Origin of the sequence: Aeromonas sp. 19NY04SH05-1 (assembly GCF_040581895.1) — a bacterium.
Classification (GTDB): domain Bacteria; phylum Pseudomonadota; class Gammaproteobacteria; order Enterobacterales; family Aeromonadaceae; genus Aeromonas; species Aeromonas enteropelogenes.
In genome coordinates, this window is sequence record NZ_CP095328.1 from 4,080,573 (window position 1) to 4,097,500 (window position 16,928).

The 16,928-nt window shown below is 59.6% G+C and carries 10 protein-coding genes, 1 tRNA gene, 2 rRNA genes and 1 pseudogene (1 of these 14 only partly in view); 7 read left to right on the forward strand and 7 right to left on the reverse strand.

Annotated elements, in window-relative coordinates; genetic code table 11:
* Positions 1-62 precede the first annotated feature (62 nt).
* Both MRK42_RS18780 and MRK42_RS18785 read left to right on the forward strand, forming a co-directional pair.
* Positions 63-1,043: an IS5-like element IS5 family transposase gene (locus MRK42_RS18780; RefSeq protein WP_279458731.1), complete on the forward strand. Its 981-nt coding sequence runs from the start codon at positions 63-65 to the stop codon at positions 1,041-1,043.
* A gap of 180 nt (positions 1,044-1,223) precedes the next feature.
* Positions 1,224-2,714: pseudogene (locus tag MRK42_RS18785) on the forward strand (LTA synthase family protein); the annotation flags it as partial.
* A 61-nt stretch (positions 2,715-2,775) separates the two neighbouring features.
* On the opposite strand, the gene MRK42_RS18790 reads toward MRK42_RS18785, so the two are convergent.
* On the reverse strand, positions 2,776-3,246 hold the full coding sequence (locus MRK42_RS18790) for an Lrp/AsnC family transcriptional regulator (protein WP_026456350.1): 471 nt from the start codon (positions 3,244-3,246) through the stop codon (positions 2,776-2,778).
* Between the two features lie 135 nt (positions 3,247-3,381).
* Between MRK42_RS18790 and MRK42_RS18795 the strand changes: the two genes are divergently transcribed.
* Entirely contained in the window at positions 3,382-3,897 is a 516-nt protein-coding gene (locus MRK42_RS18795; protein WP_042072699.1) for a cyclin-dependent kinase inhibitor 3 family protein, read from the forward strand.
* Here the strand turns inward: MRK42_RS18795 and metA are convergent, their stop codons facing one another.
* Positions 3,898-4,848: a homoserine O-succinyltransferase gene (gene metA, locus MRK42_RS18800; protein ID WP_042025935.1), complete on the reverse strand. Its 951-nt coding sequence runs from the start codon at positions 4,846-4,848 to the stop codon at positions 3,898-3,900.
* Positions 4,849-4,992: 144 nt separating this feature from the next.
* On the opposite strand from metA, the gene MRK42_RS18805 reads away from it, so the two are divergent.
* The 4 genes from MRK42_RS18805 to yidA all read left to right on the forward strand — a co-directional run bounded on the left by MRK42_RS18805 (position 4,993) and on the right by yidA (position 10,287).
* Positions 4,993-6,231, forward strand: a complete 1,239-nt coding sequence (locus MRK42_RS18805; RefSeq protein ID WP_061476312.1) for an HD-GYP domain-containing protein — start codon at positions 4,993-4,995, stop codon at positions 6,229-6,231.
* Positions 6,232-6,282: 51 nt separating this feature from the next.
* Positions 6,283-7,446 (forward strand): CinA family nicotinamide mononucleotide deamidase-related protein, encoded by a 1,164-nt coding sequence (locus MRK42_RS18810; RefSeq protein ID WP_354688510.1) that lies wholly within the window; start codon positions 6,283-6,285, stop codon positions 7,444-7,446.
* A 254-nt stretch (positions 7,447-7,700) separates the two neighbouring features.
* On the forward strand, positions 7,701-9,368 hold the full coding sequence (locus tag MRK42_RS18815; RefSeq protein WP_354688511.1) for a FapA family protein: 1,668 nt from the start codon (positions 7,701-7,703) through the stop codon (positions 9,366-9,368).
* A 109-nt stretch (positions 9,369-9,477) separates the two neighbouring features.
* Positions 9,478-10,287 (forward strand): sugar-phosphatase, encoded by an 810-nt coding sequence (yidA, locus tag MRK42_RS18820; protein WP_201941772.1) that lies wholly within the window; start codon positions 9,478-9,480, stop codon positions 10,285-10,287.
* A 99-nt stretch (positions 10,288-10,386) separates the two neighbouring features.
* Here yidA and MRK42_RS18825 read toward each other — a convergent pair whose 3' ends face one another.
* From MRK42_RS18825 to MRK42_RS18845, 5 genes are all read right to left on the reverse strand, one after another.
* On the reverse strand, positions 10,387-13,470 hold the full coding sequence (locus tag MRK42_RS18825; protein WP_354688512.1) for a transglycosylase domain-containing protein: 3,084 nt from the start codon (positions 13,468-13,470) through the stop codon (positions 10,387-10,389).
* A gap of 204 nt (positions 13,471-13,674) precedes the next feature.
* On the reverse strand, positions 13,675-13,992 hold the full coding sequence (gene tmaR, locus MRK42_RS18830; protein ID WP_026458211.1) for a PTS system regulator TmaR: 318 nt from the start codon (positions 13,990-13,992) through the stop codon (positions 13,675-13,677).
* 400 nt (positions 13,993-14,392) lie between these two features.
* Positions 14,393-14,469 (reverse strand) — tRNA-Asp (locus tag MRK42_RS18835).
* Positions 14,470-14,563: 94 nt separating this feature from the next.
* A 5S ribosomal RNA gene (gene rrf, locus MRK42_RS18840) occupies positions 14,564-14,678 on the reverse strand.
* A gap of 117 nt (positions 14,679-14,795) precedes the next feature.
* Positions 14,796-16,928: ribosomal RNA gene (locus MRK42_RS18845) — 23S ribosomal RNA — on the reverse strand; it runs 756 nt beyond the window's last position.

The window sequence follows — 16,928 nt, forward strand, 5'->3', positions numbered from 1 at the left end:
GCGAACAAGTCTGTGATATGAGATCATAATGTTCATCCGGAGCCGCATTTCCGAGGGCCATCATGAGTCATCAACTCACCTTCGCCGACAGTGAATTCAGCAGTAAGCGCCGTCAGACCAGAAAAGAGATTTTCTTGTCCCGCATGGAGCAGATTCTGCCATGGCAAAACATGGTGGAAGTCATCGAGCCGTTTTACCCCAAGGCTGGTAATGGCCGGCGACCTTATCCGCTGGAAACCATGCTACGCATTCACTGCATGCAGCATTGGTACAACCTGAGCGATGGCGCGATGGAAGATGCTCTGTACGAAATCGCCTCCATGCGTCTGTTTGCCCGGTTATCCCTGGATAGCGCCTTGCCGGACCGCACCACCATCATGAATTTCCGCCACCTGCTGGAGCAGCATCAACTGGCCCGCCAATTGTTCAAGACCATCAATCGCTGGCTGGCCGAAGCAGGCGTCATGATGACTCAAGGCACCTTGGTCGATGCCACCATCATTGAGGCACCCAGCTCGACCAAGAACAAAGAGCAGCAACGCGATCCGGAGATGCATCAGACCAAGAAAGGCAATCAGTGGCACTTTGGCATGAAGGCCCACATTGGTGTCGATGCCAAGAGTGGCCTGACCCACAGCCTAGTCACCACCGCGGCCAACGAGCATGACCTCAATCAGCTGGGTAATCTGCTGCATGGAGAGGAGCAATTTGTCTCAGCCGATGCCGGCTACCAAGGGGCGCCACAGCGCGAGGAGCTGGCCGAGGTGGATGTGGACTGGCTGATCGCCGAGCGCCCCGGCAAGGTAAGAACCTTGAAACAGCATCCACGCAAGAACAAAACGGCCATCAACATCGAATACATGAAAGCCCGCATCCGGGCCAAAGTGGAGCACCCGTTTCGCATCATCAAGCGGCAGTTCGGCTTCGTGAAAGCCAGATACAAGGGGCTACAGAAAAACGATAACCAACTGGCGATGTTATTCACCCTGGCCAACCTGTTTCGGGTGGACCAGATGATACGTCAGTGGGAGAGATCTCACTAAAAACCGGAAATAACGCCAGGAATGGCGAAAAAAACGGCCTAAATAGGCTAATTCGAGGTGTTTACGGGAGAACAATCGGCCCGGATCCGCGAAATTTTAATCAGCGAGCCAGCTTGGGAAGAAATGACCTGCTTATTCGCACTTTCCCTAGTACTCAGCGGCGCCGTGCTGACGGGCAGCTGGTGGCTAAGCGGTCGACTGATGCGCGGCATCAGCTTTCCGCGCTGGTATCTGCGTCCGGCGTTTGCCCTGCTGATCCTGGCCATCGGTTTCCTCGGTGCCCGCTCCAGCCTGGGGCACCGCGCCCTCAATCCGGCCATGGTGGCCTTTGCCGATGATCCCCTGGTCAATTCCCTGACCGTCAACTCCGCCTACTCCCTCTTCTTCGCCATCAAGCAGATGGGGGCCGAAGAGGATGCCAGCCAGTTTTACGGCGAGCTGCCACGCCAGCGGATCCTGGAGCTGGTGCGCCAGGAGAGCGGCCGCGAACCCCACGAATTCAGCTCCGACAGCCTGCCCAGCCAGACCTTCAACGAAGCCAGTTATGGCGGCCAGCCGAAGAATCTGGTGATCCTGCTGCAGGAGAGCCTGGGAGCCCAGTTTGTCGGCTCCCTCGGCGGGCGGCCACTCACCCCCAATATCGATGCCCTGTCGCAGGAGGGGTGGGCCTTCGAACAGCTCTATGCCACAGGTACCCGTTCGGTACGCGGTATCGAGGCGGTGCTAACCGGCTTCACGCCGACCCCCGCCCAGGCGGTAGTCAAGCTAGGCAAGAGCCAGACCAACTTCTTCACCATCGCGGATCTGCTCAAACAGCGCGGTTACGACACCAGCTTCATCTACGGCGGCGAGAGTCATTTCGACAATATGCGCAGCTTCTTCCTCGGCAATGGCTTTACCACCATCGTCGAGCAGAAAGACTTCGACAATCCGGTATTCAAGGGCTCCTGGGGCGCATCGGACGAAGATCTGATGGCCAAGGCCGACGAGACCTTCCGGGCACTGCACAAGGAGGGCAAACCCTTCTTCAGCCTGGTGTTCAGCTCAAGCAACCACGATCCGTTCGAGTTTCCGGACAATCGCATCGCCCTCTATGAACAGCCCAAGCAGACCCGCAACAACGCGGCCAAGTATGCAGATTACGCCATCGGCGAATTCTTCAAGAAGGCGAAGCAGTCCGACTACTGGAAAGACACCCTGTTTCTGGTCATCGCCGATCACGACAGCCGGATCAGCGGCGCCGGCCTGGTGCCCATTCCCCGCTTCCACATTCCCGGGGTCATCCTGGGGGATGGCATAGCGCCGAAGAAGGACAAACGGATCGTCAGCCAGATCGACATGGCGCCGACCCTGCTCTCCCTGATGGGGATAAGCGCCGACTACCCCATGCTCGGCAAGGATCTGACCCGCATGCCCGCCGACTGGCCGGGGCGGGCCATCATGCAGTACGACAAGAACTTCGCCCTGATGCGTGGCAAGGATGTGGTGATCCTGCAGCCGGAGCGGGCGGCGGAAGGATTCGTCTATGACGCCGCCAGCGAGAAGCTGACCCCGGCTCCGCAACCGGAGGCGATGAAGGAGACCGCCCTCGGGCTGGTGCTCTGGGGCAGCATGGCCTATCAGCAGGGGCTCTACCGGACGGCGCCGGATCAGCGTACCGCCGCCAACTGAGCGATCACCGCCCACAAAAAGACCGCCAGCCGGCGGTTTTTTTGTGCCTTGAAAACGGAGATCAGGCCTGGGGAAAGCAGGGCAGGGAGCGGCTGAACTTGTGCTCGAACACCAGGGAGGTCTCGAGATGCACCACCTCTTCGCGGGAGGTGAAGTGATCGAACACGAAATTGCGCAGGTGCTCGGTATCGGCGACGCAGAGGTGCACCAGAAAGTCGTCCTTGCCCCCCATGTGGAACAGGCTGATCACCTCCGGCAGCGCCAGGATGGCATCGCGGAAGGCATCGATAATCTGGCGGCTGTGGCGGGCCAGCTGCAGGGAGACCATGGCCTGGATGTGACCACCGAGAGCCTGGTAGTCCACTTCGCAGTGTGCCCCCTTGAGGACATCGTCTTGCTGCAGCTTGCGCACCCGCTCCAGGCAGGTGGAGGGGGCCACGCCCACCAGAGCAGCCAGATCCTTGTTGGTCATGCCCGCATCGCGAAACAGATGGGCCAGGATATCCAAATCCAGTTGATCCAGGTTTCTCATCTTAACTCCTTGAACCGCTAAATTTTTTAGACTCTGCCCGTAAACCCGGGCAAACACAACGACCGTTGACATCGCGCCCGGCCCACCTATGCTTGGCGCCATTCATCGGGCCCGCCCCATTCATGAGGATCCACCATGCACCCGTCTCATCCCTTCTGGAGCCTGGAGGTTCCCCGCGTCGATGGCCAGTTGCTGCTGACCCCCTGTCCGGGCACCCAGCAGGTTGCGCTGACCCAGGCCCTCGAGCAGCTGAGGCTGGCCGGCGCTCATGGGGTCGTGACCATGATGACGGGGGCCGAGCTGATCAGCCACGGCCTGGGCAACCTGGGGGCACAGGTCGAGCGTGAAGGCATGCGCTGGTTCCATCTGCCCATCGAGGATGACAAGGCCCCCGACACGGCATTCGAGCAGGCCTGGTTGCAGACGCTGCCGCAGCTGCGCGAGCTGCTTGGCGATGGCAAGCACCTGGTCATTCACTGCAAGGGCGGCAGCGGCCGCACCGGTCTGGTTGCCGCCGCCCTGCTGATTTCCCTCGGTCAATCCCAAGAAGAGGCCATGGCAGCCATCAGGGCCCGCAGACCCAAGGCGTTTGCCCTGGCCTGCCATCGCCACTGGCTGGATGCCCTGACCCTCAGGCTGGCTGGCGGTTGATCACTGGCTGCCGCCCTTCTCGTAGGTAAACACCTTGCCGATATCTTCCACCCGATAGCTGGTGAGCTGGTAGACGTAGTAGTTGAGCCAGTTGGCAAACAGCAGGTGACCATGGCTTCGCCAGCTGGCCCTCGGGGGTTGGCTCGGATCATTGTTCGGGTAGTAGTTGACCGGAATGGCGGGATCGAGCCCGGCCGCCAGATCCCGCTGATACTCCCCATCCAGGGTCAGGGCGTCGTATTCGGGATGGCCGGTGACGAACACCTGGCGACAATCCTTGGTCGCCGCCAGATAGACCCCCGCCTCCTTTGATTCGGCAAAGATCTGCAGATCGGTGTGGGCACGGATGAGGTCGCCATCAAACGCAGCATAACGGGAGTGAGGGGCGACAAACTCGTCGTCGAAGCCACGCAGCAGCGGCTCGTGCTCGTCGAGGCGATGGTGGCGATAGACGCCGGAGAGCTTGTCGCCATGGGTCTGCTTCTCCATGCCATAGAGGGCTTTCAGCGCCGCCTGCACCGCCCAGCAGAGGAACAAGGTGGAGGTGACGTGCTGATGGGACCACTCGATGATCTCGACGATGCGCGGCCAGTAGACCACCTCCTCGAACTCCACCAGCCCGAGCGGCGCCCCCGTGATGATCATGCCGTCATAGTTGTTGCCACGCACCTGTTCGAAGTCGTGATAGAAGTTCTCCAGATGCGCCCGGGGCGTGTTCTTCGACTCCCGATCATCGATGCGCAGCAGATCCACATCCACCTGCAGCGGCGAGTTGGAGAGCATCCGCATCAGCTGGATCTCGGTTTCGATCTTCTTGGGCATCAGGTTGAGGATCAATACCCGCAGCGGGCGGATATTCTGGGTGACGGCCCGGGACTCCGTCATCACGAAGATGTTCTCCTGCCCCAGCACCTCGGCGGCGGGTAACTGATCCGGAATCTTGATCGGCATGCTTACTCCCTGTACTGCATCGGTAAATATGTCTGGACATCCAGAAGCCTATAATAAAGCACCTGACCTGTCATCAGATACCTTTTGTATTCGATCCCGCGTTTGACTAGCATACGGCTCAGTGTGTCTCTCGCAGCCTGGACAATGACTGGTATCAAGATCTCCGTAGACCGACTGCAGGTCGGCAATTTCGTCTCTCTGCCACTGGGTTGGCGCGAACACCCCTTCCTGTTTTCCAGCTTCAAGCTCAAGAATGAAGAGGAGATCGAGCTCATTCGCCGGCTTGGCCTCAAGCTGGTGACCATCATCCCCGACAAGAGCGACGCGCCGCCCAAGCCGTTGAACCAGGTTCAGGCACAAGCGAGCGAAGGGCCGGACACAGCCCTGCGCCAGATCCAGATGCAACAGGAGAAGCTGCGCCGCATCGAACAGTTGCAGCAATACAGACGCAACCTGCAGCAGTGCGAGAAACAGTTCCAGCAATCCCTGGCGCAAGTGCGCAACGTGATGAGCAAGATCCAGTCCCGCCCCCTCAACGCCATCGGCGAGGCGCAGGAGCTAGTCAACGCCATGACGGATCAGCTGCTGGCGGTAGACGAGATGGTGCTGCACCTGGTCTCAGACAGCGAGGATGGTAACAACCTCTACTTCCACTCCCTCAACGTCAGCGTGCTCAGCATGCTGCTGGCCAGGGAGTGCGGCATGGACGCCGGGCAGATCCGCCAGATCGGCATGGGAGCCCTGTTCCACGACATTGGCAAGCTGAAGATCCCGAGCCAGATCCTGCGCAAGACCGAGCCCCTCACCAAGCCGGAAAAAAACCTGATGGCCCAGCATCCGCGCTACGGGCTGGAACTGCTCAATCTGGCCAAGGACTTCCCTGCCGAGGCGAAGGGCATCGTGCTGCACCATCACGAATACCTGGATGGCAGCGGGCCGGAAGGGCTCAAGGGGGGGCAGCTCGATTCCCTCACCCAGATGGTGTCGCTGATCAACGAGTATGACAATCTCTGCCATATCCAGGCCAAGGTGCCCTACTCGGCCCTGAGCGGCCTCTACAAGCAGCGCAAGGCACAGTTCAATCCGGAATACCTCGGCATGCTGATCCGGCTGATGGGGATCTACCCGCCAGGCAGCGTGGTGCAGCTCTCCAACGGCCAGGTCGGCCTGGTGATGTCGGTGAACACCTCCCGTCTGCTTTACCCCTCGGTACTGGTGTATGACCCGCGCATTCCGCGCCAGGAGGCGGCCATCATCGACCTGCAGCAGGTCGAGCTGACCATCGCCAAGGTGATCCATCCCAAGCGCTTGCCCCCTGCCGTCTTCGAGTACCTCAATCCGCGTACCCGGATAAGCTACTACTTCGAACACAACAAACCCTGATAGCCAGCCATGGCTCACGACCCGTTTACCCCCAGCCCCGAGGAGCCCACCATGCGCATCGAAATCATCAGCACCGGAGACGAGATAGTGACGGGACTGGTGGTGGATACCAACGCCGCCTGGCTCAGCGCCCTGCTGCTGGAACAAGGCTGGCAGGTGCGCCGCCGCATCACGGTCGGGGACAACCTCGCCGATCTGAAAACCGCACTGCTGGAGAGCGCGAGCCGCGCCGATGTGGTGCTGGTATGCGGGGGCCTGGGTCCCACCGCCGATGATCTCACCGCCCAGGCGGCCGCCGAAGCTTTCGGGCAACCTCTGACCCTGTTCCCCGAATGGCTCGCCAGCATTGAGGCCCGCTACGCCAGCCGGGGCCGGATCATGCCACAGAGCAACACCAAGCAGGCCTGGCTACCGCAAGGGTGCGAGCTCCTCGACAATCCGGTCGGTACCGCCTGTGGCTTTGTGGTCAGCCATGCCAGCAACCACAGCCAGAGCCGGCTCTTCTTCACCCCGGGCGTGCCGTTCGAGTTCAAGCTGATGGTGCGCGAGCAGATTTTGCCGCGTCTCAAATCCCTGGCAGGTGAGCAGACGGACACCGAACTGCGCCGTTTCTACACCTTCGGCATCTCGGAATCCGCCCTCAGCGACAAGCTGGATGCGGCCCCCTGGCCAGTCGGCATCGAGCTCGGTTATCGCTCCTCCATGCCCCTCATCGAACTCAAACTCATTGGCCACGGTGCCAGCACAGCAGACATGGATGGCACCGAGGTGCGCCTGCTCAAGGAGATCCAACCCTGGCTGGTGGGCCGCGGTAACGAGGAGCCCGCCCGGCAGATCCTGGCGCTGCTGGGGGAGCGATCACTCACCCTGCAGGAGGGGGAGAGCCGGGGTGCATTGCTCGCCCTCTGTCATGACCACCCCGCGCTGGAAGCCGGTTTCAGCCACACCCTGAGCGACGATCTCGCGCAGCTGACAGGTTCCGCCAGCGGGCTGAGCCTCACCATAGGTCGGGCGGGCCCGGACGGGGTACCGCTGCTGCTCTGCGCCGATGGTCATCGGGTTGGCCAGATGCTGAAGGCAAGCCATCCGGATCAGGAGAGCCTTCGCAAGATCCTCGCCTTCGCCGCTCTCGATATGCTGCGCCGTCACCTGCAAGGGCTGCCCGAACTGGGTGACTATCTGACCATGGTCCGAACGGCGCAACTTCGCTCATAAGCATTGCCTATCCCCCACCCGCCAACGCCGTCAGCGGCACTGGCCACGGGCGATGCCGTCCCCTTGCCCAGGGGGCGGATACGCGCGCCATCCACGTCCGAAATTCTTCAGCCTGCATCACTCATTCGCACTTAATGCATTGACCAAACAGAAGAAATCTCTGGATACTGCCGGCACATATCGAATAATCCATCATTGAATGGTTGGTAAATGATCAGCGGGACCCAACCCCCCTGAGTCGGCAAGGAGAGCGAGTGTTACGCAAAGAGTGGCTGCTGCTATCAAGCGACATGGAACAGGTCTGCCTGCGTATCGCCGTCGGCCTTACCAAACCGGTCACCGAGCAGGATGTGCAGAGCCTGCTGCTCGCCTCCAACTGTCGCCGCTACCAACCGCTCACCGAGGGGATCAAGCAGGCCATCGCCCTGCTCAATACCCTGCTGGCGGATCCGGCGGCCCCTGTCTCTACCACCCCCATCCCCATCGCCCAGCGGCACGATGCCAGGGTGACCATTCTGGTGGAGAAAGACCGGATGAAGGGCATTGCCCAGATCACCGCCGACTGGGGTGGCAAGCACCTGACGCTGGAGCAACTGCAAGAGGCGATCGCCCAGAGCGAGATCAAGCAGGGGGTGAGCGAGCCCTTGCTCATGGAGGCCATCCAGTCCGCCAAGGAGGCCAGCCCGGGCAGCCTGCTCAAACTGGTCGTGGCCCGCGGCGAGCCCGCAGTCAACGGCCAGGACACCCGCTATGAACGGCTGGTGGAGACGCCGGCCGAACGCATCCTCAAGCCCCAGGAGCGGGAGCACGGCAAGGTCGACCTGCGGGATCTTGGCTCCATCGTCACCGTCAAGGCGGGTACCCAGCTGATGCGCCGCCACCCGGCAACTGCGGGGATCCCGGGATTTACCGTGACCGGGCAGGAGCTGCCCGCCAAACATGGCAAGGACTCCCCCATGATGGCGGGAGAAGGCACCTTCCTCTCCCAGGAGGATCCCGATCTGCTGATCGCCAGCCGCGCCGGGCTACCCTGCCGCGAGAAGTCCGGCATGAAGGTGGATGAGGTGCTCAGCGTCAAGCAGGTGGATGCCCGCCACGGCCATATCACCTTCGAAGGGGGGCTGATCGTCAGCGGCGATATCAACCCGGGCATGAAGGTGTCCGTCAGCGGCGACATCGTCGTCGGCGGCTTTATCGAGGGGGGATTGATTGAAGCCGGTGGCAGCATCACGGTGCGCCACGGCATCATAGGGCGACGCAACGAGCAGGGGGAGTACCTCTGCCAGCTCAATGCCCAGGGAGAGATCCACGCCAGCTACGCCCAGTACACCCAGCTGGCGGCGGGCGGCAATATCCAGATCCAGAGCCAGCTCAGCCACTGTTACAGCCGTAGCGGCCAGGATATCAGGGTCGGCGACAGCGCCATGCGCAAAGGCAATCTGCTGGGGGGGCTCAGCATTGCCAATCGTCTCATCATCTCCCCCGTACTGGGTGCTTCGGCAGGCAACCAGACCCGGCTGCAGATCCTGGGGGGCTACTTCACCCACAAGGAGCAAGAGCAGCAGCTCAAGCAACGCCAGCAAGCCGGGCAACAGCAGCTGGACAAGCTCAAGGAGCTGGTGATGCGACTGGTGCAACTGCCGAGCGACAAGCGCAACCCGGAGACACTGCGCAAACTCAAACCCATCCGCGACCAACTGCTGGCCGAGCAAAATCAGCTCAGCGACCAGCTGGCCGCCAATCACGAAGAGCTGCAAAAACTGATGGCCGAGATGGATATCATCGCCACCCAGCACCTCTTCCCCGGTGTCGAGGTGGAGATGGCCCACCACCACAACCGGGTCGATATCGAGCACGGCCCCATCCACTTCTGCATCCGCGAGGATCAATTGCTGATGAACCCCTACGAGGGGCGCAAGTAATCCATCCCGTGCCACAGCGGTGCCAGCCGTGATCCCGCCGCCGATTTTCGCTACACTCGCCACTTCCTTGGCCCCATAGGGCGGGCCACCCAGACTCAGGTAGTGAGAGATGTACAAGCTGATCGCATTGGATATGGATGGCACCCTGCTCAACCCGCAGGGCCAGATCCCCCCCCGCACCCATGACGCCATCCGGGCCGCCCGCGCCAAGGGGGTCACTGTGGTGCTGGCCTCCGGTCGCCCGCTGGAGGGCATGAGCCACTATCTGGCGGAGCTTGGCCTCACCGGGCAGGATGATTACGTTATCTGCTACAACGGCGCCCTGGTGCAACAGGTCGCCGATCAGCGCATCATCCGCAGCCAGCTGCTGACCGGAGCCGACGCCAGCGCCATCGCCAGGCTGGCCAACGAGCTGGAGGTCAACATCCACGGTTTCTCGGTGACCCGGGGACTCATCAGCCCCAAGGTGAGCACCTACACAGAACACGAGTCCCGCCTTATCGGCATGCCCATCAATCTGCTGGATTTCGCTACCCTGCCCAGCGATGAGCAGATCATGAAGGTGATGATGATCGACGAGCCGCCCCAGCTGGCCCGCGCCATCGAGCGCCTGCCAAGCGAACTCCATGAGCGCTACACCGTAGTGCAGAGCGCACCCTTCTTCCTCGAATTCATGAACAAGCAGAGCAACAAGGGAACCGGAGTCGCTGCGCTGGCCGAACATCTCGGACTGACGGCGGAGCAGGTGATCACCGTGGGGGATGCGGGCAACGATCGCCACATGATCGAATATGCCGGCCTTGGCGTGGCCATGGGCAATGCTACCGACGAGATCAAGGCGCTGGCACAACACATCACCGCGCGCAACGATGAAGATGGCGTCGCCCAAGTGATCGAGCAATTCGTCCTGAACGCCTGATATGCCGACTTGCCTCATCGCCTGAGAGGCACAACGCAACGGGGGGAGGCCAGCTGGCCTCCCCCCGTTTGTTAGGTCGCTATGCCAATCCAGTCTGACTCAGCGGTCTGCGAGGCACTGGGTGTGTGAGCCAGGCTGCAGGTAGGGCATCAGCAAGGGAGCCATCCCCTTAAGCACCTGCACCGGCAGCGCCGAGGTAAAGCGGAACTTGTCGGACTGGCTGCCCGGCACATAGGCGGTCAGGGTGCCGAAATGGTCGTCTCCCAGATAGAAGACAAAGGTGGCGGTACGGTTGCGGGCCAGCGAGCTGGTCACGTTGCCATAACGCCCCACCGTTTCGATCCGGTTGTCCCCCGTCCCTGTCTTGCCTCCCATCGGCAGCACAGTGCCATCGGGCAGGGCGAAGGCCCCGGCGATACGCCGTGCCGTGCCCCCTTCCACTACCTTCGACAACGCATTGCGCAGGGCCGCCGCCACCTCGGCAGGCAACACCCGGGTCCCCTCGCTCTGGGCCGGTGTGAACTCGGTTTCGAACGGCGTGTCTTTGGCAAACGAGAGATGCTCGATGCGCAGGGTTGGTGCCCTAACGCCTCCGTTCTGGATAATCCCCATCAGCTCTGCCAGCGCGGCAGGCCTGTCCCCCGAGCTGCCCAGCGCGGTCGCAAGCGACGGCACCAGGTGATCGAAGGGATAGCCCAGCTTGGCCCAGCGTTGATGGATATCGAGGAAGGCCTCGACTTCCAGCATGGTGCGGATCCGCGTATCACGGGCGCTGCGGTGGCGAGTCTTGAACAGCCAGCTGTAGACCTCCTGACGCTCGTCGCGGCTGGCAGCCACGGCATCGGCGAAGGTCACCTTGTCAAACTCCTTGAGGTAGGCGAGCAGCCACAGCTCCAGCGGGTGAACCCTGGCGATATAGCCCTGATCCGGTAGCGAATATTTGCCCGGGCCATAGCTGACATAGAGCTGGTTGATGCGCTTGTCGCTGAGCTTCTCCCGCGGCAGTCGCTTGGCCAGGAAGGCGGCAAACGTGGCCTCGTCTGCATTGGGTAGCAAGTAGCGGTGCACCGCCGCCAGTCGCACTGCACTGGGCTTCAGACCGTCGAGGAAGGTATCCAGCTGCTCATCCGGGGTCTTGCCGCGGTATTTGCGCCAGAAGCGCAGCAGATAGGTCTGCCCCTCCTTGTCGGCGAATTTGGCCAGATACTCCTGACGACGGGGATCCTTGTCATCCTTGAGCAACTGGGCGCGATTCCCCTCCTTGTAGAGGCTGTAGCGCACAATATCGCGCATCAGGCGGACAAACGGCAGGTTGATGGACTCGCGCAGCGCATCGCGGATGGGCGGGATCCGGCCGTTGTCCTCCTTGCGGAAGTTGTTGAAGGTGTGCATGCCGCCACCGGTAAAGAAACCCTCATAGGGGCTGGCGGAGTATTTGCGATCCAGCGCCGCCTCCAGCATCACCGGCAGGCTCTTGTCCTTGGCCGTCATCAGGTAGGAGATGGCCCAGCGGCTGAGATTGTCCTGGGAGGCGTCAGCCAGCTTGCGCAGGCTGACGGTAGGCATGCCGGCATAGCTGTCGTGCAGCTCGGCCACTATCTCCAGATAGGTGGTCAACACCCGCAGCTTGGCGGTAGAGCCCAGCTCCAGCTTGGAGCCCTCGTTGATATCAAACGGCTGATCCGTGTTGTCGGTCTGTACCCGCACCTTGAACCCTTCCGGAGACTTCTCGAACAGAGTGAAGCTGTAGCGCACATCCCCCGTCTTCTCCGGCGACAGCAGGCGCTCGCCAAACAGCCCGACTTCGGCCGCAAATGCCGGATCGGCGAGCTGGTGCAGATAACGGGACACTTCGGTCTGCAACGGCATGTTGAGGCTGGTATCGGCGGTCAGATCCATCCGATCCAGATCATAGAGCTGCACCCCGAGCTGACGGCTCAAGCGGGTACGGGCCACCTGCAATCCCTTGTTGTTATTGACCTTGGTGACCGCCGGTGACTGCAGGAAGTCACGGAAACTGATCTTGGCCTTGAGCGCTGCCTCCATCAGCGGCGGGGTGATCATCCCCTCCTGCACGAAGAGACGCAGGTAGCTGTCGGTGAGCTCGGCAAGTGCCTCGCGCCCCTGTGCCAGATAGTAGGAAGGACGACGGTGGGCGATCATCAGTGAAACCACCTGGCGAAGAGCCTGTCCCTGATCGGCCAGGGAGGCATCCTGGTTGCGCGACGGATCCAGCAGCCGATTCACCTCGTCGACGTCGGCACCGAACCAGACCCAGAGCCCATCCCCCAGACCATGAACTTCACCGTAACCGGGCGCCGCCGAGAGCGGTACCGAGTTGAGGTAGGCCCAGGCAACCAGCTTGCGCGCTTCCAGAGTCTCCGGCCCCAGCCGGTAGGCCCGCACACTGGCGGAGGCCATCTGGCGGATCTTCTCGGTCGGGGAAATAGTCAGGCCATCCGGAGAGTGGCGATACTTCTCGACCTGGGTCGCGAGCGTGCTGCCACCTGCCGACTGATCCTGCATGTCCAGCGCCTTGCCGACCTGGGAGAGCGCCGCCTTGGCAAAACGCGGCCAATCCACCGCCGGGTTGGCCAGCGGCTCCTTGGTGCTCAGCAGATCACGGTTCTCGATAAACAACAGTGACTGGATGATCAGCGGCGGGATCGAGGCAAAATCCGGGTAGTGGTGGGTCGGATACTTGAACTGATAGAAAGGCTCAGCGCGGCAATCGTGGAGCGTCAGCCCGGCCTGCACCTTTTCGGTATAGGGAACGAAGAAACCACGGCTGGCATAGTCATACAGTGCATCGGAGAAATGCACCTGCTGACTGACCTGATAACCGCGCTGCAACAGGCGCTCCTGCATCATCGGCAGCAGCACATAACCCAGCCGCTTGTCGAATGGACCGTCGTCAGGAAAGGCAATCTGCTTGCTCGGCCCAGGCTCGACCTGATAGGTGAGGGTGGCGGCATAGCGCGAGATCTCCCGGGACTGCAGCTTCGAGGTTTTCATCTCGTAGCCGATCAGGGCTATCGCCGCTCCCAGGCATGATAAAAAGAGGAAACAGAATAGCCAGCGCCACCAGGAACGACGCTTGCGTTTCGGATGCGCGTCCGAGGTCGGGATGGATGATTCTTGAGATGCCACTTGTGTCAAATCCGTCTGCTTTGATGCGCCCATATCAGCCCCACCATGGTTGCGCAATTTATTGTGTTACTCTCAAGCTTAGTCTTTTCAAGTCAATGGCTTGAAACTATTAACCGCTTTGGAATGATGGTAACAGGGCAATTCTAAAAAGGGGAGTCGATTGTTGCAGGAGTTGCAGAGATCCGAGCTGATAGCAAAACACCGGCCAATGGCCGGTGTTTTTCAATTCAATCGTGCTTACTTGTGAGAGCTCATGCTCTTGAGCTTGGTGCTCAGATCCTTGCGCTCCTTGGAGAGCTCGGCATTTTTGATGATGTGATCATCAACACGCTCTTCATAGTCGGCGCGCATGTTGGCGATGATGGCCTGTACCTCGTCGATACTCATGCCCGGCTTGATGTAATCGCTCAGGTTGTCGAGCAGCAGCACACGCTTCTGGTTGTCACGGATCTTCTTTTCGTTATCCGCAATTTCACGCTTGAGTTTGTTCTGGCGACGGGACATACGCACATATTCCAGTACATCGCTAAAGGTGGACTTGTTTACTTGTTCCATATCGATACCACTGACGTAAGGTTGATAAAAACTGGCCAAGTTACGCCTGGTTTCCGACAAGAGAGCGCGGAGCAGGCAAACTCAAGATGTCCTTACTCTACCGAGTTATAAGCGAGATACAACCCTAATCACGCGCCACGGACCTAGATCGGCCAAAAGTAAACCAGCCACAAGAGCCGCTTTCCGCCCCTCCGGCATCCTTAAAAAAGATGATAAAACGAGCAACTGGAGACTATTTGAGGCCAAACCGCAGATTATACGAGCTCATCAGAAATCGTTATCTATCGTCAAGCTGGCCATAAAAAGGCGAAAGAATATGCAGAAAACAAAAGGCCTTCTCTATCGGGAAGGCCTTAAAAACAAAAAAAAAGCCCAGTCTGTCGACTGGGCTTCTTGTTAGTGGCGGAGCGGACGGGACTCGAACCCGCGACCCCCGGCGTGACAGGCCGGTATTCTAACCGACTGAACTACCGCTCCGCATTCGGTTAGCTTTCGCTAAATCATTTGCTGCTTGTTTGTGAGGTGTCATCCTCGCAGCCAGTGACGCTGTTGCATCGCTGTTTAATTGGGTGCCTGGCAGTGTCCTACTCTCGCATGGCGAATGCCACACTACCATCGGCGCTACCGCGTTTCACTTCTGAGTTCGGCATGGGTTCAGGTGGTTCCACGGCGCTATGGCCGCCAGGCAAATTCTTAATCCAGAAAGCTGACGTGAATAACGATGTTGCTCATGGCTAGTCGCTATCACTGAATTCGTAGTTCGTTCATTCGCTACAAGGCCCAGAACACTTCTTGGGTGTTGTATGGTTAAGCCTCACGGGTAATTAGTACGGGTTAGCTCAATGCATCGCTGCACTTACACACCCCGCCTATCAACGTTGTGGTCTCCAACGGCCCTTTAGGACCCTCAAGGGGTCAGGGATGACTCATCTCAGGGCTCGCTTCCCGCTTAGATGCTTTCAGCGGTTATCGATTCCGAACTTAGCTACCGGGCAGTGCCACTGGCGTGACAACCCGAACACCAGAGGTTCGTTCACTCCGGTCCTCTCGTACTAGGAGCAACTCCCTTCAATCATCCAACGCCCACGGCAGATAGGGACCGAACTGTCTCACGACGTTCTGAACCCAGCTCGCGTACCACTTTAAATGGCGAACAGCCATACCCTTGGGACCGACTTCAGCCCCAGGATGTGATGAGCCGACATCGAGGTGCCAAACACCGCCGTCGATATGAACTCTTGGGCGGTATCAGCCTGTTATCCCCGGAGTACCTTTTATCCGTTGAGCGATGGCCCTTCCATTCAGAACCACCGGATCACTATGACCTACTTTCGTACCTGCTCGACCTGTCCGTCTCGCAGTTAAGCTGGCTTATGCCATTGCACTAACCTCCTGATGTCCGACCAGGATTAGCCAACCTTCGTGCTCCTCCGTTACTCTTTGGGAGGAGACCGCCCCAGTCAAACTACCCACCAGGCACTGTCCGCGACCCCGATTCAGGGGCCTGCGTTAGAACATCAAACATACAAGGGTGGTATTTCAAGGACGGCTCCAGCGCAACTGGCGTCACGCCTTCAAAGCCTCCCACCTATCCTACACATGTAGGTTCAATGTTCAGTGCCAAGCTGTAGTAAAGGTTCACGGGGTCTTTCCGTCTAGCCGCGGGTACACCGCATCTTCACGGCGAATTCGATTTCACTGAGTCTCGGGTGGAGACAGCATGGCCATGGTTACACCATTCGTGCAGGTCGGAACTTACCCGACAAGGAATTTCGCTACCTTAGGACCGTTATAGTTACGGCCGCCGTTTACCGGGGCTTCGATCAAGAGCTTCGCTTGCGCTAACCCCATCAATTAACCTTCCGGCACCGGGCAGGTGTCACACCCTATACGTCCACTTTCGTGTTTGCAGAGTGCTGTGTTTTTGATAAACAGTCCCAGCCATCTGGTCACTGCGACTCCCGTCAGCTCCATCCGCAAGGGACTTCACCAACAAGAGCGTACCTTCTCCCGAAGTTACGGTACTATTTTGCCTAGTTCCTTCACCCGAGTTCTCTCAAGCGCCTTGGTATTCTCTACCCGACCACCTGTGTCGGTTTGGGGTACGATGACTTGTAATCTGAAGCTTAGAGGCTTTTCCTGGAAGCAGGGCATCAATGGCTTCCGCACCGTAGTGCGTTCGTCTCGTGTCTCAGCGTTGCACCTCCGGATTTACCTAAAGGTACCGCCTACGCACTTTCACCAGGACAACCGTCGCCTGGCCCACCTAGCCTTCTCCGTCCCCCCATCGCAATTACAAGTCGTGCAGGAATATTAACCTGCTTCCCATCGACTACGCCTTTCGGCCTCGCCTTAGGGGTCGACTCACCCTGCCCCGATTAACGTTGGACAGGAACCCTTGGTCTTCCGGCGAGGAGGCTTTTCACCCCCTTTATCGTTACTTACGTCAGCATTCGCACTTCTGATATCTCCAGCATGCCTCTCGACACACCTTCGCAGACTTACAGAACGCTCCCCTACCACTCACGCTTAGCGTGAATCCGCGGCTTCGGTGCCTGGTTTGAGCCCCGTTACATCTTCCGCGCAGGCCGACTCGACTAGTGAGCTATTACGCTTTCTTTAAATGATGGCTGCTTCTAAGCCAACATCCTAGCTGTCTGAGCCTTCCCACATCGTTTCCCACTTAACCAGAACTTTGGGACCTTAGCCGGCGGTCTGGGTTGTTTCCCTCTTCACGACGGACGTTAGCACCCGCCGTGTGTCTCCCGGATATTACTTACTGGTATTCGGAGTTTGCATGGGGTTGGTAAGTCGGGATGACCCCCTAGCCCAAACAGTGCTCTACCCCCAGTAGTATTCGTCCGAGGCGCTACCTAAATAGCTTTCGGGGAGAACCAGCTATCTCCGAGTTTGATTGGCCTTTCACCCCCAGCCAC